Origin of the sequence: Aminobacter sp. LjRoot7 (assembly GCF_964252895.1) — a bacterium.
Taxonomy (GTDB): domain Bacteria; phylum Pseudomonadota; class Alphaproteobacteria; order Rhizobiales; family Rhizobiaceae; genus Aminobacter; species Aminobacter aminovorans_B.
Map to the genome: position 1 here is coordinate 454991 of NZ_CAXUPX020000004.1, position 24222 is coordinate 479212.

Sequence of the window (24222 nt, forward strand, 5' to 3'; positions counted from 1 at the left end):
CCTCGAATGAGGGAGCGTGAGACAGAGCCGTCGTTCACATGGAGGTCGACGGATGGGAAACGCAGGGCACACTCAACGACGCAGATCGGGAAGCCGACCGCCAACTTGGTTGGGCCTACGCATGCTGCACGACTACGGGATGGCTCCCTGAAGCAGTTCTTCCAAGCCGTCACCGTGCGCGCAAAACGCTCGGCAGGATGCCGAAATGGTCCTTGAAGCTTTTCGAGAAGTAGGACGCCGAGTCGAAGCCACAGGCGATGGCGATGGCGGTTACCGACATCTCGGTCATTTCGATGAGCTGGCGGGCGCGGCGGAGCTTGAGTATCAGATAATGCTGCCGCGGCGTGGTCGACAGATGGCGCTCGAACAGGCGCTCGATCTGGCGCCGCGACAACGAAACCTCTTGGGCGATCGCCTGGAGCGACAGCGGCTCCTCGATGTTCCTCTCCATGAGCTGCAGGATGCGCGACAGCTTCTTGCCGGCGCTGCCGAAGCGCAATCCTGGCAGCAATGACTGGGCGCTCGCCCCGTCACGCCAGCGATCGGCCGCGAGATGCTGGCAGATCCGGCGCACCAGCTCGATGTCGCAGTGCTGCGCCACCAGTTCCATTGCGAGGTCGAAGGCGGCTAGTTCGCCGGCGCAGGTAACGATGGAGCCGTCGCGCACAAACAGCGCATCGTCGATGGCGAGGCCATAGAAGGTCTCGTACAACGCCGCCATCTTGCGCCAGTGGATGGTGCAGCGGGCCCCATCCAGCAGCTTCGCATCGGCGAGCAGCCAGGTTGCAGTGCCCAATGCATAAATCGGTACGGCGGCACGGCGGATGCGCCGCAGGAAGCTGCGCAGTTCGCTTGTGCTGTGTTGCTCGACGCCTTCTCCCGCGCAGACCAGCACAGCGTTGCGCGTGCAAGCAGTGGTTGCTGCTTCCTCCGCGAAGACGTTGCCCGTGACCTCCAGCGACATGCCGCTAGCACTGGCAACCGAATGGCCGTCGAGGCTCGCCAGCTGCCAGCGGAACAGGCTCTTGCCCGACAAAGAGTTGGCGAGCCTGAGCGGCTCGATCATCGATGCCAGACAGAGCTGGGAGAAACCGGGCAGGAGCAGGATGTGGAAGCTCGATACGACCGCATCCGATGCCGCGGACGAACTGGAGGAGAGACCCCGGCCGGCAAGAGGCCGGTCGTCCAGGTCAAACGACACGGGCCTGTGCGCTACGTTCACGTGCCTCTCCTCCCGGGATCTCGGTGTGCCGTTGTCAGCCCTTCGACCGGCGAATTTCGATGAATGGCAAGGACACGACAGTGGCCGAGACAAGCCCGATGCCGGCGCCCTCGTCATCCTTCAGTTCGACATCGACCTTGGTGCCCGGCGATGACAGCCCGGCGGGCAGGAAACCGAAGCTGATGGCGCGCTTCAGCGTCGGGCTGAAGGTAAGGCTCGAGGCACGCCCCACCGGCTTGCCGGCGTGGAAGGCGGGCATCGAACCCCAGTACACCCGGGAAAGCGCGGTGCCATAAGCGCTTTTTTCGACAGCCGCACTCACGATCTCGCTTGCGTCATATTGCAGCCCGACAAAACGCCGTCCCGGCTCCGTCGCGGCCGCCGCCGCCTGCAGCGCCTGCTTGCCGACAAAATCGCTGCCGAAATCGATCAGCCGCCCGAGGCCGGCCTCGATCGGCGTGATGTTCAAATCGTCTGTGATGTCTATACGCGCGGTGCGCGGGTCCGGACCGGCGCCGTTGTAGTCGGCCGAGACCAGGATCAGGCCGACTTCGATGCGGGCGACGTCGACAGCGTATTCGCCTGCCGGCATCACGCCAAATGGCTGGCCGACGGAATGGAGCTCTTTCCACACGGCGGCACCTGCTGCCCGCGGTACCCAAAGCTCGAAGCCGAGTTCGCCGGTGAAGCCCTGCCGGGCAACCAGAATGTCATGGCCGGCAATGGCGGCGCGCCCGATCTGCGAAAATTTGAGGCTGGACCAGTCGTGGCCGGTCGCCGCCTGCATCAGATCGAAGGCGCGCGGCCCCTGCAGCGAGAGTATGCCGTAGTCGTCGGAGGCGTTGCGGATCTCGACCTGAAGATCTGCCGCCTGGCTGGCAAACCATGCGTGGCTCGTTTCACCCGAGACAATGAACCAGTCCTCCGCGAGGCGGAAAACCAGGCCGTCGCCGACGAGAAGGCCGTCGCGGTTGCACCATGGCGTGTACATCACGTGGTCGACGTCGAGCCGCGTCATGTCGCGGGTCATCAGCCGGTCGACGAGGCGATGCGCGTCGGGGCCGCGCAGCTCCATCTTGGGCAGCGGCGACATGTCGATCATGGCAACGGCGTTGCGGATCGCCGCCAGTTCCCGCGGCATGCTCGTATAGACGTCGGGGACGATGTATTTGTCCCACGCATACCACCAGGTGGTCCGCATCTCGGCGCTGCTTGCGGTGTGGAACGGTGTTCCGTTGCCTGCCAGTTCAGCCTTGTCCTGCACTGTCTTTCTCCTCCTGACGTGAGTGTCTTGACTGTGCAGCCAGCGGGGCGCGGAGAGAATACCGCGCCAACGGCAATCCATATCCCTGATGAAAGCCGGGATGGAATTTATCCAACACAGTCCTTACTCTACCTACCTGAACAAGGCAGAGGTTTTGCTGGCATGGACTCCATTGTCGACGTCGGCCACGGTTTCGCCTTCGGCGAAACAACCTATTCCCGCGGCGGCGTCTATGGACCCTTGTCCAGGCAATATGTCAGCCTGATCTTCGTCCATGAGGGGTTGATCAGGGTCACCTGCGACGACGAGAAAACGACCCTTGCGGGTGGGCAAGCCGCCTTCTTTAGGAATGACCGCCTGTTCCTGATCGAGATGGAACGCGACATCCTGCATCGGGTGGGGTGGTGCGAAGGCGTGCCCGGCAAGATCTGGGCAAGCGGCCCCTCTCCGCTCGCCGGCGCCTCGCCCGTTGTCCCGCTGACCAAAAGGCTGGCCGCACTGCAGCGCATCGGCGTCGAGCTCGGCTTTTCCTCCAGCACCGGCCTCAACGACGTGCGCAATGCCGTTGGTTACGCGCTCTACACCGCCTTCTTCCACGAAGCGCAGCTCATCGAACGCGACCGCTTCGTTCCCAGGCAGCTCCTCAGGGTGAAACGGCACATGGATGAAAACATGGACAAGGACATCACTGTCGGCGCGCTCGCGGCGATCGCGCACCTGTCGGCGCAACAGCTGATCTCATCGTTCCGCAAGCACCTTGGCGTCACGCCGATGCGCTATCTCTGGCAGATCAGGGCCAATCGCGGCCGGGGCCTGCTGCTACAAAGCGGCCTGTCGGTTTCGGAGATCGCCTATCAATGCGGCTACAAGAACCCGTTTCATTTCTCGCGTCATATCAGGCAGAACTTTGCGATGACGCCGACCGAGATCCGCGCCAACAAGGGCTATCGCCCTGCCAGCGATGTGCTGGAGAACCCGGGCGATATGGCCTTCTGACCCTGAAATGAACAGGCGACATGCGGGCAGCATGTCGCCTATTGGAGGTGGCACCGCAGGCGACCCTGCGCCCAGTCATTCCCTGGCGTAGGGGATCCCCAGTCTGGCAGGCTGGCCGGACCGGAAGCGCAGCCCCATCAAGAGGCCGATCGAAGCGAGATAGGGCAGCGCGAGCAGCAGCTGGTGCGGAACCTGGGCGCCCACCACCTGCAGGTGAGTGGCCAGCGACTCCAGGAACGCGAAAGCCGTCACCGCGATCAGAACGCCCTTCGGCCGCCAGTTTCCGGCGATGAGCGCGACGATGACGATCCAGCCGCGACCGGCGGTGAAATCGGCAAGGAACCGGTCGGAAAAGCCGAGCATGAGGAAGCCGCCGCCAAGGCCGGTCATCGCACTTCCCAGCATGACGGCAGCATATTGCCGGGCCGAAACGCTGAGCCCCTTGACGTCGAGCGCCTTGGGATTTTCGCCAAGGCAGCGCAACTCGAGACCATAGCGGCTGCGATAGAGCAGGAACCAGACGACCGGCACGACCAGCAGGGCGACATAGGTCAGGGCACGTTGCGAAAACAGCACCGGGCCGATGACAGGAATGTCGGAAAGCAGCGGGATGTCAACGTCCTGGAAGCCCGAGAAGATCGGCTGCGCCCGGCCCTGGATGTAGCTCTGGAACCAGTAGAGCGTGAGCCCGCCGGCAAGCAGGTTGAGGCCGAGACCGGCGATGAAGTGGTCGACACGCAGGGTCGCGGTCATGAAGGCAATGACAATCCCCATCAATGCGCCGGCAACGATTGCCGCCAGCACCGCCAGCCACAGCGAACCGGTCAGCGTCGCAACCAGATAGGCGGCAAAGGCACCGGTCAGCATCGTGCCCTCGACGCCCATGTTCCAGATGCCGGCACGCTGGGTGATCAGCTCGCCCATCGCCGAAAACAGCAGCGGCGTCATGATGCGTATGGTCGAGGCGAGGATGCTGATGATGATCGCTTCCTGGAACAGCTGGCTCATTGGATGGCAACCTTCATGACGATTCGATAGCGCGCCAGGACGCCGGCGCAGAGGAAGAAGAACAAGGTGATGCCTTGCATGGCCGGCACCAGCGAGGCCGGCACGTCGCCGAGCACCCGCATGTAGACGGCACCGCTCGCCAGGCCGCCGAAGAACAGGCCGGCAAACACGGTTCCTATCGGGCTCAGGCCGCCGATCATGCCGACAATGATGCCGGCGTAACCAAGGCCGATGAGATTGTCGGCGCGCAGGCGGTGAGAGACGCCAAAAAGCTCGATGGCGCCGGCAAGGGCTGCAAGTGCGGCACTCGCCATCATGATCACGCTCACCGTGCGGGCGATGTCGACGCCCTTGTGGCGCAGTGCCTCGGGATTGTAGCCCAGGCCACGGATCTCATAGCCCAAAGGCGTGCGCGACATGACGAGCGCGCAGATGGCGGCGGCCAGGAAAGGCAGCAGCACCCCGGCATGAAGACGGCTGCTGCCGAACAGTGCCGGCAGGAACGCCGCATCGGGCAGCATCGGCGACTGGTGGTAGGCAACCGTGCCGCCAGTTTCGCCCCATGGGCCGCCCTGCAGCAGCCATGAAAGCAGGTAGACGACCAGATAGTTGAGCATGACCGTCGAGATGATCTCGTTGACAGCAAAGCGGTTGCGCAGCACCGCCGCGATCCAGCCGAGCCCCATGCCGGCCGCCATGCCGAAGGCGAGCACGCCGGGGAAAAACAGAAGCGGCGGCAGGCCGGCAAGCAGCTGGGCGCCGAGATAACCGCCCATGGCGCCGGCAAAGACCTGCCCTTCTTGGCCGATGCTCCATATCTGGGCGCGGAAGGCGATGACCGTCGCCAATCCGGTCAGGATCAGCGGGGCGGCCTTGACCAGCGTCGTTGCCAGCGCCTTGGGCGAGCCGACCGAGCCCTGCAACAATGCGCCGAAGACATCAGGGACATTGGCGCCCGTCGATGCGATCAGAATCGCCGAAGCCGCCAGGCCGGCGACAATGGCCATGATGAAGGAAGCGAGCGTCCAGAGCGCGTTCGCCTCCATCCTGCGTTCGAAGACGATCATGCCGGCACCCTTTCCTTGCTGGCCGCGGTTTCCCCACGGCGGCCGGCCATCATGACGCCGACTTCGGCAACCGTGGCCGTCCTGGGGTCGACGATGCCCATGATCTCGCCCTTGAACATCACGGCGATACGGTCGGCGAGGCTGAACAGATCGCTGAGTTCTTCCGAGGCAAGCACGATGGCAAAGCCCTCGGCGCGCTTCTTCAGGAGTTGCGTCTGCACATATTCGATGACGCCGACGTCGAGGCCGCGCGTCGGCTGGTTGGCGAGAACCAGGCCCGAGGCATGCAGGAACTCGCGGGCGATGATGATCTTCTGGGCGTTGCCGCCTGAGAGCTTGCCGGCAGCGACATGTTCGTCGCGCGTGGCGATCTGGTATTCGCCGATCATCTCCCGGGCAAGGCTGGTGATCGCGTCGCGATCCATCAACGGGCCCTTGCAGTATTTCGGGCTGCGCTGCCAACCGAGGACGACATTCTCGGCGACGCTGAACTCGGGGACCAGTCCTTCGCGGAACCGATCGTCGGGTATGTGCCCGACGCCGCGGTCCATCATCGCCCGCGGCGACATGCCGGCCACCTCCTCGCCCTTGAAGATGATCGAGCCGGCAGCGGGCCTGCGCACGCCGCAGAGCACCTCGAACAGTTCCTTCTGGCCGTTGCCGGCAACCCCGGCAATGCCGAGGATCTGGTGCCGCGCGACCGAAAAGGAAACGTCCGTCAGCACCGCATCACCCCAGAAGCCGCGGGCCGACAGGCCTTCGACGGCCAGGACCGTCTCGCCCGGGGCAAGTTCGGGCTTGGTGACGGTGAAGGAGACGTCGCGGCCGACCATCAGCCTGGCCAGCTCGTCCGGCGTGGTGTCGGGCGTGTCGAGCGTCGCCACCACCTTGCCCTTGCGCAGGACCGTCACCCGGTCCGACTGCATCACCTCGACCAGCTTGTGGGTGATCAGGATGATCGACATGCCGCGGGCGCACATCTTGCGGACGATGTCGAACAACACCTTCGACTCGCCCGGCGTCAGCACCGCCGTGGGCTCGTCGAGGATCAAGATCTGTGCATCCAGATAGAGCGCCTTGAGGATTTCGACCCATTGCTGGCGCCCGACCGGCAGTTCCCAGACATAGGCATCGAGATCGAGATCGATGCCGTAGCCGTCGCAGATGCCCCTCAGCTTCTGGCGTGCCTCGGCGGCATTCAGCCGCCAGCCCGACCGTTGCGTGCCGACGATGATGTTTTCGAGCACTGTGAATTCCGGAACGAGCACGAAATGCTGGTGCACCATGCCGATGCCGTGGCGGATGGCGTCCATCGGCGAAGCAATGTGCACGGGCTGGTCGCGCAACAGGATCTCGCCCTTGTCGGGCCGGTAGAAGCCGAAGATGCAGGACGAAAGCGTCGACTTGCCGGCACCGTTCTCGCCGAACAGGCAGTGGATCTCGCCGCGGCGAAGATCGAAGTCGACATCGTCGTTGGCGGTAACCCCGGCGAACCGCTTGGTCAGGCCTTCGACACGCAAGGCAGTGGACATGAGAGGCACCAAATTTCGAGTGAGCGAAGGCCGCGGCAGGCGGAGGCGCCCGTCGCGGCCGGGCTTGCAATAGAAACTACTTAGCCTTCGGATCGGAGACGTCGACAGGCACCTCGAAGCTGCCGGCCATGATCCTGGCCTTGAGCTCGTCGACTTCAGCCTGCACGGCGGCAGGCACGTTGCCTTGCAAGTCGGCATTGGGCACGACGGCCGAGCCGCCGTCCTTCATCGGGAACCAGTGCTTGTCGGCATTGCCCTGATAACGCTTTCCTTCCGCCTTGTGCGCCCACCATTCGTCGACGATCCAGCTGACATCGGGATCCCACTGCGCCACGGCGCTCGACAGGACGGTCGAAGGCGAGAACGACTTCTGGTCCTGGAAGTTGCCGAAGCACAGGATCTTGGCTTCTTCGCACGGCTTGAAATTGCCGGTGAGCTGGAAAATCAGGTCCGCCCCGGTGGCGATCTGCGCCTTGGTGTATTCGCCAGCCTTGGCCGGATCGTACCAAGACTCGATGAAGGCGACGGTGCGCTCAACGGCAGGGTTTGCCGCCTTTGCCCCGGCGAAGAAGGCATTGATCTCGTCGTTGACGTCATCAGCCGGGAACGTCCCAACAGCCCCCAGCTTGTTCGACTTGGTGAGCTTTCCGGCAGTATAACCAAGCAGGTAAGCCGGCTCATGAACACGCTTGTAGACCCAATACTGGTTGCCGCCGAGCCCTTCATTGCCTGAGCCGACGACGACGAAGAGGATGTCGGGAAACTCTTCCCGCAGCTTCTTGACCTGATCGGAATAGGTGCTGTGGGCCCAGATGACGTCATATTCGCCGCTTTCGGCGAACAGACGCATGGCATCTCCGGCATCGTCGCCCCAGAGCGGATCGGTGTATTTCCAGGTGATATCGAGCCCGTGCGGCTTTGCCGTCTTGGCGCGTTCAAGCGCCTCGATCAAGGTGCCATCCCAGGCACTCTCGATGCCGGCCGACAGGATGACGGCGATGTTGAGCTTGTCGGGCTCGGCTGCCACTGAGCGTTCCGGACTGCCTGTCATCGCTGCGATGACAAGCATCGCCATCGCAGCCAGTCTTCTGGCGAAATGTTCGAACATAGGATTGTACCTTTCCCTCTGGTGTTATTGTCTGGGTTCTATCCCGTCTGTTCTTATTGTCGTGAAACCGCCTCCTCCTCGAGGCGGCCTGGCCTCAGATGGTGGCGTGCACCTCCTCCGGTTCCGCCATCAACAGGTCGATGTCCTTCGTCCACTCGGCGCGCCAGCTACGCTTCGTGCTGTTGTCCAGCCAGGCCGCATCGAGCGAGTTCAGCGCCAGCGCGGCAAGGGTCGCCCGATCGAGCGACATCGTCTCAGCGAGCAAGCTGTATTCCTTGGCAAGGTCTGTCTGCAGCATTGGCGGATCGTCGGTATCGACCACCAGCTTGAGACCGGCATCGAGCATGGTCCGGATCGGGTGGTCGGCGGCGGTAAGGTCGCGCCAATGTGTGAGGATGACTGTCGAGCTCGGGCAGACGGTGAAGGCGATGTTCTCGGCGACGCAGCGCGCGACGAGATCGGGATCTTCCATGACGCGGTAGCCATGGTCGATCCGCTCGACGCCGAGCAGGTCGAGCGCGTCGCGCACATTGGCAGCCGGGCCGCCCTCACCGGCATGGGCGGTGAGCCGCATGCCTGCCTTCCTGGCCTTGTCGTAGACCGGCTTGAACGGTGCCGGTGGGAACGGCTCCTCGTCATAGTCGAGGCCGATGCCGATGACCTTGTCCGAGCGGAACGGCAGTATCAGGTCGAGGAACTCGAAGCTTCGATCGAGGCTCAGCTCGCGATTGATCGCCGGAATGAGCCGCGACACCAGGCCAAAGTCGCGCTCGGCGTCGTCCATGGCCTGGAAGATGCCGGAAAACATGGTCTGGTAGCTGATGCCCGCATCCTGATGCACCTGCGGGCTGAAGAAGAATTCGGTGTAGCGACCGCCGGCTTTGGCGACATGCTCCAGCGCCTCATAGGCGATCAGGTGGAAATCGTCTGCGTCGACGACAGAGCGCGCGACAAGATCGTAGACTTCGAGGAAATCGACCAGATTGTCGTATCGGTAAAGGTCCTCGACCTCGTCGAAATCAGGCAGCGCGACATTGTTCTTGCGCGCCAGCTTGAGGAACGTCCTGGCCTTGACCGCACCGGCCAGATGCAAATGAAGTTCTGCCTTGGGCAGGTTCCGCACGAATTGTTCCAGTTGCATCATCTTTCCCCTTGGTGGCTTTCCTTCTCGGGCCTGCGGCCCTCGCGCTTCGCTGCCTGGTCAACGTTCAATGCCGCATGCGTGACACCCTTCCAGCCTACAGATCGAGGATCAGCTCGGCGCTGCGGGCGCGCGAGCAGCACAGTGTCATGTGGTCGGCACGCTGCCTGTCGGTCAGAACGAGATCGCGATGGTCGGGCTCGCCCGAAACCACGCGCGTCACGCAGGTGCCGCAGATGCCCTGTTCGCACGACACCGGAATGTCGATGCCGTTTTCGGCCAGCACCGCGACGATGCTTCGCCCTGGCGCGACGTCGAAGCTGTGGCCTGTACTCGCCAGCGTGATCCTGAACGGCTGATCGGATTGCGCCTTTGATGCCGAGTTGGCGAAATACTCGCGATGCACGGCATCCGCCGGCCAGCCTGCCTTGGCCTTGGAGACCACGGCGTCGAGAAACCCCGATGGACCACAGGCGTAGAGATGCGCGCCTTCCGGCCGATAGGCCAGCAACCTGTCCAGGCTCAGAAGCTGGGCCGCAGGGCCGTCATCGAGATGGAACCTGACCTTGCCGGCAAAGGGCGAGGCCTCGATTTCGTCGCGAAAGGCCAGGCGGCCTGCACTGCGGGCACAATAGTGGAACTCGAAATCCCGCCCGAGCGCAGACAGCCTGTGGGCCATGGCCAGGATCGGAGTTGCGCCGATGCCGCCGGCCAGCAGCAGCGAAAACGGCACTGTCTCATCGAGTTCGAAGGCATTGCGCGGCCTGCTCGTCTCCAAGGCATCGCCAACGTCCAGCCTGTCGTGGACATAGGCCGATCCGCCACGGCCGCCAGGCTCGCGCAGCACGCCGATTGCATAGCGGTGACGCTCGCGTGGATCGTTGCGGAGCGAGTATTGACGCGTCAAGCCGCCGGGCAGGAACAGGTCGATGTGGGACCCCGCCGTAAACGCTGGCAAGGGCGCGCCATCCGCTGCAACGAGGTCGATTGCGACGATGCCCTCGGCAGAGGTCCACTTGCGTGCGATCTGCAGCCGCAACCTGTTACCGGCTGCAGGTGCCGCGGGCGCGAGCCCGTTTCTCGTGAACGCCATGGTCAAGACGCCCTCCTCCATTGCTGGGCTGCCCGGCCGTCGTGCTGTCCCGGCCCGGCGCGAAGCACGGCCTGATGATGGAAGCAGGTTTCGAAACGGATCGGCATCGTCTTTCCTGATATCTGCAGTTGCGATGATGCTGGGGAATCAACTCGCGATCGGCGCACCGAGGCCAAATTTGCGGACCAGCCCACGGCGATACTCGAGCGACATGCGATCTGACGGCACATGGATCTCCTCGGTCAGATCGAGCGGCAGTTCCTCAGGATGCTGCTCCTCGACCATCGGCTTGTCCTCGTCGTTGATCAGCAGCGCATCCTTGACCCAGTAGTCGGTATCCGGGTCGCCTGACGTGTCGGTCATCAGCTGAAAGATGCGAGTCTCGCGCGCCGATACCGGGCAGACGGTGTCGGCGAAGTAGACCACGTAGTCGGAACCCTGCGGATCGATCTTGATCAGCGTGGAGAACGGATAGGTCAGCTCGTAGGTGTAGACCACGTCGCGCTCGTCGCCCTCGACGCCGTCGTCGAAGCGGTTGAAACCTTCATGGTAGGGCAACGCGAAGCGCAGGCCATACTCCGTCTGCTCGACGTCATAGGGAGGGATCGGATCGGCCGTGCTGCCGCCGAAACTCTGGGTGTGCACCCAGGGGAAATGGGCAACGTCGTTGAAGTTCTCGACATGCCGGCTTGCCGCCGCATACCAGGTGCCCTCAGGCACATAAACCTTCCGCAGAGCCGGGTTGGAGATACCGTCCCAATCCGGCAGCTGCCAGATCGGCTTGCCCTTCAGGCACGTCCAGATGATGCCGTAGCGCTCGACCGATGCGTAGGTTTCGAGGCGCAGCTTGGGAGGTACGCGCCCTTCGGAATTGGCGATCGACGGGATCTTGGAACAGGCGCCGTCATGCCCGAAATGCAGCCCGTGCATGGGACAGACGATCTGGTCGTCGGCCATCCAGCCGGCGCTGATGCGGGTGCCGCGGTGCGGACACAAATCGCGGGCCACAGTGTTTCCGGCCGACGTCTTGTAGATCACCAGGTCGACGTCGAGCAGCTTGGCGCGGACCGGCTTGTCGGCGATGTCGTGAACGAAGGCAATCGGATGCCAGAACGAGGCCAGGATATGCCAGTCGCTGGCGGCAAATGTGCAGCCTCGCGGCAGGTCGCTTCTTGTCTTGGAATTGTCGGCTGGCAGAAACACGTTTTCCCTCCAGAGGATGCGTCTTGCTGGCATGTCCAGGCGGCGTGACCGGCTCGCCCGTTGATGTCTGGAGTATTTCGCAGCCCCTGTTTTCACGGAATGCCTGCGTCGGCCGAAAACATATCTGTCGTTAAGATCGCATTCTTCTAATCTTTGCCGGCGCATTTAGCCGTGATAGGAAAAAGCATGACGCGGCAAGCGAGGCCTTGGCTATGCGTGCATTTATCGACAATGGCCGGGGCTTCGCCTTCGGTGAAGCGATATATCCAGCAGGCGGCGTCTACGGGCCGCTGAAAGACCGTTATGTGACCTTGCTGATCATCCATGAAGGCAAGGCAAGGATCATCTGCGACGACGAGGAGACCGTGTTGGGCGCAAGGAGCTGCGGCTTCTTCCGCAATGAGCGAGGCATCTCCATGGAATACACCGAAGGACGGCACACGCGGGTGAGCTGGTGCGAAGGTTATGCCGGAGACGTCAGCGAGGCTCTTGCCTCGCGGCTGCGCTCTTTGCCGGCCCGGATCCCCCTGCCGCAACGCATCGAGAGCATTCAGCGTATCGGAGTGGAGCTCGGCGCAGGCTCGGGTTCCAATCTCAACCAGCTTCGCAACGCACTGGGGGAGTCGATCTTTCTCGCCTACTTCCATGAAGCGCAGATGTCCGAGCAGGAGCGGCTGACGCCGCGTTCCGTTCTGCGCGCACGCTTCTACATCGACGAGAATTACGAAAAGGAAATTACGGTCGAACGCCTGGCCGCGCTTGTGGGTGTCACGCCGCAGCATCTGGTTTCATCGTTCCGCAAGCACATCGGCGTCACGCCGGTGCGCTATCTCTGGCAAGTCAGGGCCTCGCGCGGCCATTTCCTGCTGCTGCAGACCAGCCTGCCGATCTCCGACATCGCCTATCAGTGCGGCTACAAGAACCCGTTCCACTTCTCCAGGCAGATATCCGAACAGTTCGGCATGTCTCCGCGCCAGGTTCGCGAAAACAAGGGCTACCGCATGGCAAGCGACGTCGCCGAAGGCGCCGGCGACACCGCCTATGGCATGGCGCTTCCCGACACGACGGTGCTCCAGCCGGAGGCGTCACCGACGACGGCGGTTGACGATCCGGCCGGCTCAACGCTCCCTGAAAAGGCCAGGGAGCCGACAGCGAACTTGCAGTTTCCAGACTCGAATGCCCGAAGCTGAACTCCAAGGCTTGCGACCGCCGCTTGGCGGCGACCAGCATCGTTCAGGACGTCACGCGGCCGCAGCCGGCTGGGTCGGCTCGCCGAGCGACAGCATCAGGCGGTTGGCCCAGTTGAAGAATGCCGCACCGTTGATCACGTCGACGATGGCCACGTCGTCAAGGCCGGCTCGGCGAAGCTCGTCGATATGGCTTTCCGTGAGGCCGTGGGGCGTCTTTGTCAGGGCGGCGGAGGCGTCAATGATGGCATTCCAGCTCGGATCGATATCCGTGTAGATGCCCTCGTCGAGCAGTTTCTGGACATCGTCGCTGCGCTTGGAGTGCTGGTAGGCAAAGCGCGAATGGACGGAGGCGCAGAAGATGCAGCCATTGGTGCGGGACGCAGCGGTCGCTGCGATCTCGCGTTCGGCCCGTGGCAGCCCCGTCTTCGTGTTGTAGAAGATGTCCTTGTCGGTCTTGGTGCGTGCGCCGAGAATATCGGGATCGCGCGCCAGCAGCATGAAATAGGGTGACTTGGCGCGGGAGGGATCGACCAGGCCGGCATGGTGGCGGTCGGTCAGCTCGTCCTCGGCCAACGGCTGCAGCCACGGAATCCAGCCGAGTTCATCGCGGGTGAAGACATTCGGTTCGATGTTGTCGGGATAGGTGATTACTTGATCGGTCATGTCGTCGGTCCCTGTCATTCCGCCGCGTCGAGACGGTCGGCGGCAAACTTCCTGTCGAGCACACGCAGGCCAGCCACCACCCTGATCTGGAAGGCAAGGAAGGCAATGATCTGCGACAGCGTGACGATGCCGGTCACACTCCAGCCGGCGTCGAGCAGCGCCTGCAGCGCTGCCGGGCTGGCGTCGCGCGGGTGCAGCACCAGCAGATGCGCATGTTCGAGCCCGGCCACGAGCTTCGTACCCAGGACCCCGCGGCTCGCCTCGGCGACGCGGTAGGACGGGCCGGTCACATTTTCCCGCGTCAGCGGCCCGGCGGGATAAGCACCGTAGGGACCGCTGGCCTTGCCCTGTCGCACTTCATGCGTGATGGCGCTCGCCAGCGCCTTGGACGGCTTTTCTGCGTCGAACTTGTCGAGATAGTGCTTCGTCACCCTGTCGTCGCCATACAGCCCGACGACGAAGCTGGCGATCGCGAAGCGGTCGCGGACGGAAACCTCGCTCTGGTCGTCCGGGTCGAACAGCGCGAGATAGCTCTTCTGTGCGTTGTCGCGGGCCTCGACGCGGTCATAGCGGATGAGATCGAGCCTGGAGCCGACAACAATGCCGGCAAGCTCGTCGATGATATCGGGGTTGCTCATGGTTCTGGCCTCCGTTCAGGCAACAAGTTTCGGGGAGTGTTGTATCGACCTGCCCCAGCCGAGCGCAGGCGCAACCTTCTGGGCGGTGAGTTCGATCGAGCGCAGCGTGCGTTCATGGCCGGGGTCGACCGAATGGACCTGGAACACGACGTCGGTGACACGCCTGAGGCTGGTGTCGGCCGCAAGACTTGCGATCACCGCATCGGGCGAGCCCGCATGAGTGTCGAATGCGGTCGCGAGCTCCTCGACGCTGTCGCCCGGCACGGTATGGCCGGTGGCGATGAAATGGTCGCGCACACGGCGCAGCCCCTTCTCTGCAAGCTGCAGGGCTTCCGAATGGCTGTCGGCCACGAACAGGCTGCGTGAGCCCAGGATGCGCGGGGCGACACCCTCAGGCAGTGCTGCCAGATAGGCGTCGATGATCGGGTTCTGCACCTCGTCCAACGCAGCGCTCGGATTGTCCTTGGGGCGTGGTTGCGTCCGCGACAGCATCAGGCCATCGCCGGTGAGACCGGCACGACGACCGCCTTCTATCGAGAAGGTCGCCTGCCAGATCCGCCCGGCAAGGGTCGGAGCTGCCGGATACAGCGTGTCGTCACCGTCGAACGGCTTGCCGGCAAAAGCGCTGCGCAAAACTTGGAGATGCGCATCGAGCAGCTCGCCGCGCCTGATACTGTCCAGGCCAAAGGCGGTGAAGGAGGACGGCGTTCCGCCTGAGCCAACGCCCAGTTCAAGCCGTCCGCCCGAGATGAGGTCGAGCACGGCGGCGTCCTCGGCGACACGCAGCGCATTCTCCAGCGGCAGCGTGATGATCCCGGTGCCGAGCCGGATGGTGCGGGTGCGGGCGGCCACATTGGCAAGCAGGATCAGCGGCGACGGCAGGCCGCCTTCAGCGGCGCGGAAATGATGCTGCGCCACCCAGGCCGTGTCGAAACCCTCTCGTTCGGCGGTGAGTATCTGTTCGGTGGCGAAACGGTAGCGGTCGGCCGGCGATGCCTCCTCGAGCAGGCGGGTGAAAAACCCGAGCCTTTTCCTCTCGGTCATGAAGCAGTTCCTTCAATTGGCTGGACTGTGCGCGCGAGGAAGCCTGTTCCAGACTTCAGCTTGCTGCCGGGGATCGCGGCGATGAGTTCGCGTGTGTAGTCATGCGCCGGGCGCTCGAAGACATCTTCGATGCTGCCCCGCTCGACCTGCTTGCCGTCGCGCAGCACCGACACTGTGTCGGCGATCTGCCGGACCACAGCGAGATCATGCGAGACGAACAGATAGGTCAGGCCGAGCGAGCGCTGGAGTTCGTCGAGAAGCTCCAGTATCTGCGCCTGGACCGTGACGTCGAGCGCCGACACTGCCTCGTCGAGAACTAGGATTCCAGGGTTCAGGATGATCGCCCGGGCAATGGCCACGCGCTGCCGCTGTCCGCCTGACAGCGCCGCCGGCAGCCGGGTTAGCGATGCCTCCGGCAGCCCGACCCGCTTGAGGATCGCATGGACGCGCTCCCGGCGCTCGGCCTTGGGCACCGGATCGAAGTTGAGCAGCGGCTCCTCGACGATGTCGAAGATGCTCTGGCGTGGATCGAGCGATGCGAAGGGATTCTGGTAGACGAGCTGGATGCGCCGGCGAAATTGGCGTAACTGCTCGCCGCGCAGCGACGACACATCCTGGCCATCGACGACGATGCGGCCGGATTCGAGTTTCTGGAACCCCGCAATTGCGCGCACCGTGGTCGTCTTGCCCGAGCCGGATTCGCCAACCAGGGCGTGGGTGGTGCCGCGTGCCACGTCGAAGGAAACACCGTCGACGGCACAGAGCTGCCGGCCACCCGACAACGGAAAATGCTGGACTAGCCCCTCGACCACGATGGCCGGCTCGGCGTTTACCCGGGGCTGGTTCCGCGCGGTCTTCGGCGTGGCAAAAGCCGGCGCGTCGTTGAGCAACTGCCTGGTGTAGGCCGACTTCGGTGCGGCGAGCACGTCGGCCACCGTCCCGACTTCCTGGATCTGGCCGCCCTGCAGCACCACGATCCGGTCGGCCCTGTCAGCCGCAACGCCAAGGTCATGGGTAACAAGCAGAACCGATGTGCCGGACTCCGCCCGCAATTCGTCGATCAGGTCGAGAACGCGGCGCTGTACCGTGACATCGAGCGCGCTGGTCGGTTCGTCAGCGATGATCAAAGTCGGCCGGAGTGCTACCGCGATCGCGATCAGCACGCGCTGGCGCATGCCGCCTGAAAGCTGGTGCGGATACTGCCTGGCCCTGAGCTCGGGCTGCGGCAGCCCGACGCGATCGAGCAGCTCGATGACGCGCTCTTCGATCGCGCGCCGGTCGCCCCAATTATGCACCTTGAGGATTTCGCCGACCTGGTCGCCGATTGTCTTAACCGGATTGAGCGAGCTGACCGGATCTTGCGAGATCAGGCTCACCACCTTGCCGCGGATCGTGTCCAGGCGCTTGTCGGCCCAGCCTGAAATGCTGGTGCCGTTCAGCCTGATGTCGCCGGCCTCGACGCGACCGTTTTCGGGCAACAGCCCGATCACCGCATGCGCCGTCGTCGACTTGCCAGAGCCGGATTCGCCGACCAGCGCCACCACTTCGCCCGGCTGCATTGAAAAGGAGATGCCGTGGACGACAGCTTCGCGGCGCGTCCCATGGCCATAGGAAACGACCAGCTTGTCGACTTCGAGCACGGGGGCCGCAGCATCGGCCGGCGCTGCCTTGTTTGCCAGTTTCAATTCGGTCATGCCCGGCTCCTGCCGAAGGAGCGGCTAATGCGATTGGCCGACAGCACGACCAGCACCACGACGATTCCGGGTGCCGTCGTCAGCCACCAGGCTGTGGAAACGTAGTTGCGGCCCTCGGCGATCAGCAAGCCCCATTCCGGCGTGGGCGGCGGCGCGCCATAGCCGAGGAAGCCAAGCGTCGAGATGTTGAGGATGGCGTTACCGAACTGCAGCGCGGCAAAGGCAATGACCGAGGTCAGCGAGTTGGGCAGGACATGACGGAACAGCACCGATGTGAAGCTGCCGCCGCTGCCGAAGGCGGCCTCGACATAGTCGCTGCGGCGCACGCGGACCACTTCGGACCGAGCCAGCCGGGCGAAGCTGCCGATCGAGGCGGCGCCGACGGCAATTGCCGCGTTCACCGTGCCGAAGCCAAGCAGGATGATGATGGTGAGCGACAAAAGCAGGCTCGGGATCGACAGCAGCACATCGACGATGCGCATGATCACATCCTCGACACGCCCGCCGGCGGCGGCAGCGAACACGCCAAGGGCGGTGCCTATGACGAGGCCGACGCCGACAGCGGCAAAAGCACCGCTGAGCGAATGGACCGCGCCGTAGACGATCCGGGCATAAACATCGCGGCCGAGCGCATCCGTGCCCAGGATATGCTGCGCGCTCGGCCCGGTGAGCTTTTCGGCCGCCACACCTTCGGTGCCGCTATAGCCGGTGAACAGCCCGGGCAGCAGCGCCCACACAACGACGATCGAGATAACCAGCCAGGCCAGGACCAGGCTGGGCTGGAGCCGCTTCAGCCGTTCGGCGAAGTCTTCACGATCATAGGCCGCATTTGCGTCCCGGGGCGCCAGGCCGCCGACGGCGCCCAGTGAATCGATGATGGTCATGCGCTGGCTCCTGCGGGATTGCGAAGACGGGGATCGAAGACCGGGTAGAGAAGATCGACGATCAGATTTGTGAGCACGAAGCCGGCGGCTGAGATCAGCACGATCGCCTGGAGGACGGTGACGTCCTGGGTGTTGACGGAGAGGTAGGTCAGCGCACCGATGCCGTTGAGGCCGAACACGGTTTCGGTGATGACCGCACCTGCGACGAGTTCGCCGAACAGCACACCGCCGATGGTCAGAACGGGCAGGATGGCGTTGCCCGCGACATGGCTCACCAGCACGCGCCTGTGGCTGGCACCCTTGGCCCGGGCCACTGCCACGAAGGGGCGCGTGCGCACCTCGTCGATGCTGCGGATGAGGATCTGCGCCAGCGGCGCCGAGATCGGCACGGCGATGGCCAGTACCGGCAGCACCAGCATTTCCACCGGTCCGGGATTGATGACGGAGATCAGCTTCAGCCGGAAGGAAAAGACCTGGATCAGGGCGATGCCGAGCCAGAAAACGGGGACCGAGATGAACAGCGACGGCAGCGACTGGAGTGTGTTGCGCAACCACGCGCTCCGACTGACGGTGGCGACATAGGCGATAACAGCGGCGACCAGCACCGACACGACAAGGGCAATCGCTGCCAGCCGCAAGGTCGTCGGCAAGGTGGTTGCCAGCAGCGACGTCACCGGCACGCCGACGCGGACCGAATAACCAAAATCGCCTGACAGCACCGATGCCAGCGTCGACAGATATTGCTGCCAGATCGGAGCATCGGCGCCGTAGGCGACACGGATTTCGGCGAGCTGCTCGGGGCTGAGGCCGAGTTCCGGATTGAGGAACTTGATCAGCACGCCGTCCGCCGGCAGCAATTGCAGCAACACGAAGCTGACGGTGTAAGCCGCCCAGAGGACGAGCACGGCCTGGCCTATCCGGCCAATGACATATCGCGACATGAAGGATCTCCGTCGAAGCGATCAGGAGAACGGTCCCGTCTCGCCGGAGACGGGACCGTTCGGACCTCAGTCGCGCGGCGACAGCCAGACACGATAGAAGGACGGACGCCCGACTGCCTCGAAGGCGACGTCATGAACGTTGGGCGCGCCGGCAAAGGCCTGCGGTTCCTCGAAGATCGGGATCGCATAGGCCTGGTCGAGCACATAGGCCTGGACCTCGCCTGCGATCGCCAGCCGCTTGTCGCGGTTCGGCTCGGAGGCGAGCGCCTCGAGCAGGCCGTTGAGCTTGGCGTCGACGAAGCTCTGGACCTTGTCGCTGACGCCGCCCTTCTGCTGCAGCACGTTGCGGTTCTTCGGGTAGTACTGGCTCTTGATGACGTCGGGATCGGCGCGGCCTACCATTGCGGGCGCCACCGGGGTCTTCAGCGGATCGAGGTTGTCGGCAGCCGCACTGCCGGAGTCGCCGGCGAGCACGGACAGCTTCACGCCGACCTTGTTCCACTGCTGGGCGATCAGCTGCAGCGTTTCCTTGTTCTGCGGCTGCGGCAGCGATTCATAGGCGGTGAGCACCAGTTCCTTGCCGTCCTTGCTGCGCACGCCGTTTGCGCCGAGCGTCCAGCCCGCCTCGTCGAGCAGCTTGCCTGATAGAGCCGGATCATAGGCAAGCTTTGCCGACTGGTCGACATAACCCTGGGCCGCCTTGGCGATGATCGACGTCGCCTGCGGATAATTGGCCGAGAACAGCGTCTCGACGATCTCCTTGGCATTGGTGGCGTGCAGCAGCGCCTGGCGCACCTTGACGTCGGCAACAAGCTGATTGTCCGGCCGGAAGACGACCGAATTGTTCACGCCGCGGGTGCCGGGTGCGTAGATCTTGTATTCGGCTGCTTCGACCTGCTTTTCGTCATAGGCCTGGACCTGGCGGATGAAATCGGCCTGACCGGCAAGCAGCGCGCCGATGCGCACGCTGTCCTCCGGCGTGATCAGATACTTGATCTCATCGAGCAGTGCCCTGCCCTGATGTTTCAGCTTGGCCGGTCCCCAGGCATAGTCGTCGCGTGCCTTGAGCACGAGTTCGCGTCCGAGCACTTCGCTTTCCACGACAAACGGTCCGGAGCCGATGATCTTGGTCGCATCGCCCAGCTGCTCGAAGGGCAGTTCCAGCGTCTTCGGCGACACCAGCCCCGAGCCGATCACCGCGGTACCCTGCAGGAAGCCCGGCGACGGCGCCTTGAAGTGGAACTTCACCGTGAGCGGATCGACCACTTCGCTGCGGTCGTAATTGTTGATGACCTCCGAAACCGGCAGCTTCAGCTCCTTGTTGCCCTTACCGAAGGTGTCGAAGTTCCTGGCCACGGCGGCAGCATCGAGCGGGGTGCCGTCGGAGAAGGTGACGCCCGGACGCAGCTTGAAGGTGTATTCGGTGGCAGTCTCGTTAACCGTCCAGGATTCGGCGACCCAGGGCTCGATCTCGAGCGTGTCGGGGTTCTGGTATGTCAGCTTGTCGGTGATCTGGTTCAGCACCCCGCCATTGGGGTAGAAGCCACCTGCCGGCGGGTAGAGATTGGTGTGCGCCTGCTGCTCGAGATAGACCAGCGTACCGCCCTTGACCGGCGTGTCCGACTGCGCGAAGCCGTGGGCGGCAAAGCCGAGCGATGTCGCCGCCATCAATCCGATCAGCGTGAGTTTGAGTGTCGAACGTCGTGTATGCGACATGGCCATCCCCTTGATAAGGACCGGAAATCGACGCCCTCGGGAGGATCGGGATCGCGCGGTCTGCCTGTTTGCTGACAAAAGGATAGGCGTGGGTATGGGGTGGGCGACAGGAACTGAGTTCCATCATCGTCGTCGGACGGGAATTAATTCTACTGAGCTTATAGAATATGTGGAATTCGTTGGTGTCGCCCGAGGAGCTGGCAGAGCCAGGACCTGGGCTGCCGACCTGAAGGCAATTACTAAGGCAAGTACCTTATTTTCCTTGACGGATGCCTTGGACGCGATTACTAAGGTATATGCCTTACCATTCAACGCCACTCGATCTCGCCTTTCACGCGCTCAGCGACCCGACCCGCCGTGCGGTGGTGTCACGGCTGGCTGCGGGCGAGGTGCCGGTCAGCGCGCTGGCCGAACCTTTCGACATGGCCCTGCCCTCCTTTGCCCAGCATCTCAAGGTGCTGGAAGAGTGCGGGCTGATCGTCAGCGAGAAGCGCGGGCGCAGCCGCTGGTGCCGGCTGGTGCCGCAGCGCTTCGACGAGGCGGCGAACTGGATGGAAGCAGAGCGCCGGCGCTGGGCCGAGCGCCTGGATCGGCTGGAAATCTATCTGGACAAGACGGAAGGATGAAAAAGGATATGGAAAACCTGTTCGAAACCTGGTCGCTCGACCGCGAAATCGTGCTGGTCAAGCTGCTCAACCACCCGCGCGACAAGGTCTTTGCCGCCTGGATGGACCCCAAGGCGCTGGCCCAATGGTACGGGCCGGCCGGCCTCGCCATCGAGAGCCACGAAGCCGATATTCGCGAGGGCGGGGTCTGGCACTTCGACATGGTCGGCGTCTTCGAAGGCAAGCAGCAGCGCTTCCCCAACCTGATGCGTTTTCTGGAGATCGTGCCGAACGAGCGCATCGTGATGGACTACGGTACGCCCGCTTCAGAGGATCCCGATCGTTTCCGCGTCACCGTGACCTTCGACGAGCAGAGCGACGGCAAGACGGTGCTGACCATGCGCCAGCTCCACCCCAGCGCCAAGCGGCGTCAGGTGGTCATCGGCTTCGGCGCGGTCGAATACGGGCTGCAGACGCTGGACGGCCTCGCCGCCTGGCTGGACCGCTAGGCCTTTGGCGGCGCGGTGCATCTATTGACGACGGTCGATGCGGGGATGAGCCCCGCATTGTCATTCGTGTGCGGCGATCACCTCGAGAAAGGCCGGTCCGTAGCGGTCGAGCTTCGCTTCGCCGACACCCGGCACATTTGCCATATCAGCGCGTGAGGTCGGCCTAGCTGCGGCCAACTCGATCAACGTCTTGTCGTGGAAGATGACATAGGGCGGCACGTTCTGTGCCCGCGCGATCTCGGTGCGTTTCCGCCTGAGTGCCTGGAACAGGTCCTGGTCCGCATCGCTGACGGCAGACTGGGCCGCGCTGCGTGCGACCTTGCCGCGCCTGGCGCGTGCCGGTGCCGGTACGCGCAGCATCAGCGTTGGCTTGTCGCGCAGGAATTCGCGGCCGGCAGGCGCAATCGACAGGCCGCCATGGCCGGCGAGGTCGACGTCGACAAGGCGCAGCGCGATCAGCTGGCGCAGGATCGCCCGCCAGGTGCGGTTGTCATGTTCGGTGCCAATGCCGAAGGTGGAAATCCTGTCATGGCCGAACTGGGCGATGCGCTCGTTGTCGACGCCCAGAAGCACGTCGACGACATAGGCCTGTCCGAAACGCTCGCCGGTGCGGTAGATGCAGGACAGCGCTTTTTGCGCGGCGATTGCGCCGTCGAACAGTTTCGGCGGCTCGGCACAGGTGTCGCAATTGCCGCACGGTGCGCACTCGTCGCCGAAATAGGACAACAGCACCTGGCGCCGGCAGCTTGCCGTCTCGGCCAGGCCCAAAAGCGCATCGAGCTTCTGCCGCTCCATGCGCTTGCGCTGGTCGGGCGCTTCCGACTCCTCGATGAAGCGGCTGCGCAGCGCGATGTCGTCATAGCCATAGAGCATCAGCGTGTCGGACGGCAGGCCGTCGCGGCCGGCGCGACCGGTCTCCTGATAATAGGCCTCGATGCTGCCCGGCAGGTCGATATGGGCGACGAAGCGCACATCCGGCTTGTCGATGCCCATGCCGAAGGCGACGGTGGCGACCATGATGACCGCCTCGCCATGCTGGAAGCGCATCTGGTTGGCCTCGCGCGCCGCCTTGTCCATGCCGGCGTGATAGGCCAGCGCATCGTAGCCTAGGCCCTTGAGCCAGGCGGCAGTCTCCTCAGTCCGGCGTTTCGACAGGCAGTAGACGATGCCGCTCTCGCCCTCGTAGCGCTTGAGGAACTCCTTGAGCTGGGCGCGCGGATTGTCCTTTTCCTCGATGGCGTAGCGGATGTTGGGCCGGTCGAAACCGGCGATGAAGGCGTCTAGCTCGTCGATTTCGAGATGCGACAGGATTTCCGCGCGCGTCGGCTCGTCGGCGGTGGCGGTCAGCGCCATGCGCGGGGTGCCGGCAAAGCGCGAGACGATCGCATCGAGCTGGCGATAGGACGGACGGAAGTCGTGCCCCCACTGCGACAGGCAGTGCGCCTCGTCGATGGCGATCAGCGACAGCTTGACGCTCTCCAGCAGCTCCAGCACATCAGGCCGCAGCAAGGTTTCAGGCGAGACATAGAGCAGGTCGAGCGCACCGGAACGGATATCCCGCCACAGCGCGCGGCGGTCGTCGGGCGACAGATCGGAGTTCAGCCCGGCCGCCCGCACCCCGGCCTGCCTGAGCGCTGTCACCTGGTCGGCCATCAGCGCCAGCAGTGGCGAGACGACGAGCCCCATGCCGGGACGGACGATCGCGGGAATCTGGTAGCAGAGCGACTTGCCGCCGCCCGTCGGCATCAGCACGAAGGCATTGTTGCCGGCAATGACATGCTCGACGATCCGCGCCTGCGGTCCCCTGAACGCATCATAGCCGTAGACGGTCTTGAGGATGTCGAGAGCGGTGGCGGTCATCGGGCAGCACAGAGAATCATCTTGATGTCGTTCATAGCAGCTTCGTCGCTCTGACGATCATTGCCGCGCCTTTTTGTCGGCCTGCCTGCAATAGCTCGCTCGGGAAGACTCCTGCCCGCACAGCCATTCCGCCCAGGAATACCATTAGTCTCAGTGGCTATGCGCGACGCATGCGCTGCACTGATAGTGTCTCCTGACCCTGAACTTTACCCATGTAGCCAGATGCCAAAGACCCATAGACTGCTCGCCCTGACGCGGATCTTCGCCGAATTGCTCGGCGCCTGGACGCGCGGACAGTATCATCCGGAAAGGCACTATATGCGTGGCCCCGGCCCAGCCACGCTAAGTAAGACGATGCCGGACAATACGCGGCTTCGACATGGCGCGCGGCATCCCGAACAGGCGTAGTAGCAGCCATTGATATCGAGGGCCTCCAGCTGGGTCCCGAGCAGCCATTTCATGAGAAGTATCGCGGGTGGGCATTTATCTCCCGATTGCTGAGATGTCGGTCAATGTGTTCGTGCTCCTTGCGATGGGTGCGGCGGTTGGCTTCCTGTCGGGCATGTTCGGGGTCGGCGGCGGCTTTCTGATCACGCCGCTTTTGATCTTCTACAACATCCCGCCCGCCATCGCCGTCGCCACCGGCGCCAACCAGGTCATCGCCTCGTCCTTCTCCGGCGCGCTCGCCCATCTCAAGCGCGGCACGCTCGACTTCAAGCTCGGCACGGTGCTGCTGATCGGTGGTATCGCGGGGTCCGCGGCCGGCGGCTTCGTCTTTGCGCTGTTGCGCGCCATCGGCCAGCTCGACCTGTTCATCTCTTTGCTCTACGTCGTCTTCCTCGGT

The 24222-nt window shown here is 63.6% G+C and carries 22 protein-coding genes; 5 read left to right on the forward strand and 17 right to left on the reverse strand.

Annotated features, from left to right (window positions below):
• Positions 1 to 169: 169 nt before the first annotated feature.
• A complete protein-coding gene (locus tag ACSQ3E_RS15305) occupies positions 170 to 1222 on the reverse strand; it encodes a GlxA family transcriptional regulator (RefSeq protein WP_436123335.1) in 1053 nt (350 codons plus the stop codon).
• Between the two features lie 34 nt (positions 1223 to 1256).
• Positions 1257 to 2486 (reverse strand): aminomethyltransferase family protein, encoded by a 1230-nt coding sequence (locus tag ACSQ3E_RS15310; RefSeq protein ID WP_436123336.1) that lies wholly within the window; start codon positions 2484 to 2486, stop codon positions 1257 to 1259.
• A 162-nt stretch (positions 2487 to 2648) separates the two neighbouring features.
• Here ACSQ3E_RS15310 and ACSQ3E_RS15315 point away from each other — a divergent pair, with 162 nt between their 5' ends.
• Entirely contained in the window at positions 2649 to 3482 is an 834-nt protein-coding gene (locus ACSQ3E_RS15315; RefSeq protein ID WP_436123337.1) for a helix-turn-helix domain-containing protein, read from the forward strand.
• A 75-nt stretch (positions 3483 to 3557) separates the two neighbouring features.
• Here the strand turns inward: ACSQ3E_RS15315 and ACSQ3E_RS15320 are convergent, their stop codons facing one another.
• The 7 genes from ACSQ3E_RS15320 to ACSQ3E_RS15350 form a co-directional block, all read right to left on the reverse strand.
• A complete protein-coding gene (locus ACSQ3E_RS15320) occupies positions 3558 to 4490 on the reverse strand; it encodes an ABC transporter permease (RefSeq protein WP_436123338.1) in 933 nt (310 codons plus the stop codon).
• On the reverse strand, positions 4487 to 5557 hold the full coding sequence (locus ACSQ3E_RS15325; RefSeq protein WP_436123339.1) for an ABC transporter permease: 1071 nt from the start codon (positions 5555 to 5557) through the stop codon (positions 4487 to 4489). Before ACSQ3E_RS15325 ends, ACSQ3E_RS15320 begins: the two co-directional genes overlap by 4 nt.
• Positions 5554 to 7089 carry an ABC transporter ATP-binding protein gene (locus ACSQ3E_RS15330; protein ID WP_436123340.1) on the reverse strand — a complete coding sequence of 512 codons (1536 nt, stop codon included), beginning with the start codon at positions 7087 to 7089 and terminating at the stop codon, positions 5554 to 5556. Before ACSQ3E_RS15330 ends, ACSQ3E_RS15325 begins: the two co-directional genes overlap by 4 nt.
• A gap of 76 nt (positions 7090 to 7165) precedes the next feature.
• Positions 7166 to 8197 (reverse strand): BMP family lipoprotein, encoded by a 1032-nt coding sequence (locus tag ACSQ3E_RS15335; protein WP_436123341.1) that lies wholly within the window; start codon positions 8195 to 8197, stop codon positions 7166 to 7168.
• Positions 8198 to 8291: 94 nt separating this feature from the next.
• Positions 8292 to 9338, reverse strand: coding sequence for an adenosine deaminase (gene add / locus ACSQ3E_RS15340; protein WP_436123342.1), 1047 nt, complete (start codon positions 9336 to 9338; stop codon positions 8292 to 8294).
• A gap of 97 nt (positions 9339 to 9435) precedes the next feature.
• Positions 9436 to 10431: a PDR/VanB family oxidoreductase gene (locus tag ACSQ3E_RS15345; RefSeq protein ID WP_436123343.1), complete on the reverse strand. Its 996-nt coding sequence runs from the start codon at positions 10429 to 10431 to the stop codon at positions 9436 to 9438.
• A gap of 147 nt (positions 10432 to 10578) precedes the next feature.
• On the reverse strand, positions 10579 to 11634 hold the full coding sequence (locus ACSQ3E_RS15350; RefSeq protein ID WP_436123344.1) for an aromatic ring-hydroxylating oxygenase subunit alpha: 1056 nt from the start codon (positions 11632 to 11634) through the stop codon (positions 10579 to 10581).
• Positions 11635 to 11846: 212 nt separating this feature from the next.
• Between ACSQ3E_RS15350 and ACSQ3E_RS15355 the strand changes: the two genes are divergently transcribed.
• Positions 11847 to 12824 carry a helix-turn-helix transcriptional regulator gene (locus tag ACSQ3E_RS15355; protein WP_436123345.1) on the forward strand — a complete coding sequence of 326 codons (978 nt, stop codon included), beginning with the start codon at positions 11847 to 11849 and terminating at the stop codon, positions 12822 to 12824.
• 51 nt (positions 12825 to 12875) lie between these two features.
• Here ACSQ3E_RS15355 and ACSQ3E_RS15360 read toward each other — a convergent pair whose 3' ends face one another.
• The 7 genes from ACSQ3E_RS15360 to ACSQ3E_RS15390 form a co-directional block, all read right to left on the reverse strand.
• A complete protein-coding gene (locus tag ACSQ3E_RS15360) occupies positions 12876 to 13487 on the reverse strand; it encodes an alkylhydroperoxidase domain protein (protein ID WP_436123346.1) in 612 nt (203 codons plus the stop codon).
• Between the two features lie 14 nt (positions 13488 to 13501).
• Positions 13502 to 14125 carry a CMD domain protein gene (locus ACSQ3E_RS15365; RefSeq protein ID WP_436123347.1) on the reverse strand — a complete coding sequence of 208 codons (624 nt, stop codon included), beginning with the start codon at positions 14123 to 14125 and terminating at the stop codon, positions 13502 to 13504.
• Positions 14126 to 14140: 15 nt separating this feature from the next.
• Complete coding sequence (locus ACSQ3E_RS15370) at positions 14141 to 15169, reverse strand: putative FMN-dependent luciferase-like monooxygenase (RefSeq protein WP_436123348.1); 1029 nt, start codon at positions 15167 to 15169, stop codon at positions 14141 to 14143.
• Positions 15166 to 16863 (reverse strand): dipeptide ABC transporter ATP-binding protein, encoded by a 1698-nt coding sequence (locus ACSQ3E_RS15375; protein ID WP_436123349.1) that lies wholly within the window; start codon positions 16861 to 16863, stop codon positions 15166 to 15168. The genes ACSQ3E_RS15370 and ACSQ3E_RS15375 overlap by 4 nt, the downstream gene beginning before the upstream one ends.
• A complete protein-coding gene (locus ACSQ3E_RS15380; protein ID WP_436123350.1) occupies positions 16860 to 17747 on the reverse strand; it encodes an ABC transporter permease in 888 nt (295 codons plus the stop codon). The genes ACSQ3E_RS15375 and ACSQ3E_RS15380 overlap by 4 nt, the downstream gene beginning before the upstream one ends.
• The gene (locus ACSQ3E_RS15385) at positions 17744 to 18688 is read right to left on the reverse strand and encodes an ABC transporter permease (RefSeq protein ID WP_436123351.1); all 945 of its coding nucleotides are present in this window, start codon (positions 18686 to 18688) and stop codon (positions 17744 to 17746) included. Before ACSQ3E_RS15385 ends, ACSQ3E_RS15380 begins: the two co-directional genes overlap by 4 nt.
• Before the next feature lie 66 nt (positions 18689 to 18754).
• Complete coding sequence (locus ACSQ3E_RS15390; protein ID WP_436123376.1) at positions 18755 to 20356, reverse strand: TIGR04028 family ABC transporter substrate-binding protein; 1602 nt, start codon at positions 20354 to 20356, stop codon at positions 18755 to 18757.
• Between the two features lie 344 nt (positions 20357 to 20700).
• On the opposite strand from ACSQ3E_RS15390, the gene ACSQ3E_RS15395 reads away from it, so the two are divergent.
• Both ACSQ3E_RS15395 and ACSQ3E_RS15400 read left to right on the forward strand, forming a co-directional pair.
• The gene (locus ACSQ3E_RS15395; RefSeq protein WP_436123352.1) at positions 20701 to 21030 is read left to right on the forward strand and encodes an ArsR/SmtB family transcription factor; all 330 of its coding nucleotides are present in this window, start codon (positions 20701 to 20703) and stop codon (positions 21028 to 21030) included.
• 8 nt (positions 21031 to 21038) lie between these two features.
• On the forward strand, positions 21039 to 21518 hold the full coding sequence (locus ACSQ3E_RS15400) for an SRPBCC family protein (protein ID WP_436123377.1): 480 nt from the start codon (positions 21039 to 21041) through the stop codon (positions 21516 to 21518).
• Positions 21519 to 21578: 60 nt separating this feature from the next.
• Here the strand turns inward: ACSQ3E_RS15400 and recQ are convergent, their stop codons facing one another.
• Positions 21579 to 23378 (reverse strand): DNA helicase RecQ, encoded by a 1800-nt coding sequence (gene recQ / locus ACSQ3E_RS15405; protein ID WP_436123353.1) that lies wholly within the window; start codon positions 23376 to 23378, stop codon positions 21579 to 21581.
• 475 nt (positions 23379 to 23853) lie between these two features.
• Here recQ and ACSQ3E_RS15410 point away from each other — a divergent pair.
• A partial coding sequence (locus tag ACSQ3E_RS15410) for a TSUP family transporter (RefSeq protein WP_436123354.1) occupies positions 23854 to 24222 on the forward strand: 369 nt, incomplete at its 3' end.